Genomic DNA, 478 nt, shown 5'->3' with positions numbered 1-478 from the left:
ACGGCCCGTGACCACCGTGCCGCGACCCGAGATCGAGAACACGTCCTCGACCGGCATCAGGAACGCCTTGTCGATGTCGCGCTCCGGCTCCGGAATCCAGGTGTCCAGCGCGTCGACCAGCTTCAGGATCGCAGGCACGCCGATCTCCGACTGATCGCCTTCCAGCGCCAGGCGCGCCGAACCCGAGATGATCGGGGTGTCGTCGCCCGGGAACTCGTACTTGCTCAGCAGCTCGCGCACTTCCATCTCGACCAGCTCGAGCAGCTCGGCGTCGTCCACCATGTCGGCCTTGTTCAGGAACACGACGATGTACGGCACGCCGACCTGACGCGACAGCAGGATGTGCTCGCGCGTCTGCGGCATCGGACCGTCAGCGGCCGAGCACACCAGGATCGCGCCGTCCATCTGCGCCGCACCGGTGATCATGTTCTTGACGTAGTCCGCGTGGCCCGGGCAGTCGACGTGCGCGTAGTGGCGC

Annotated in this window: 1 protein-coding gene; it reads right to left on the bottom strand. The window is 66.7% G+C overall.

What is annotated here, in order from left to right:
* Positions 1–478, bottom strand: a 478-nt coding sequence (locus ABE487_RS17235; RefSeq protein WP_346445856.1) for a GTP-binding protein, incomplete at both ends; no start/stop codon positions are given.

This window comes from Luteimonas sp. TWI596, assembly GCF_039674105.1.
Taxonomy (GTDB): domain Bacteria; phylum Pseudomonadota; class Gammaproteobacteria; order Xanthomonadales; family Xanthomonadaceae; genus Luteimonas.
Note: the sequence above shows the minus strand (reverse complement) of the source record. Positions and strands in the feature narration are given on the sequence as shown.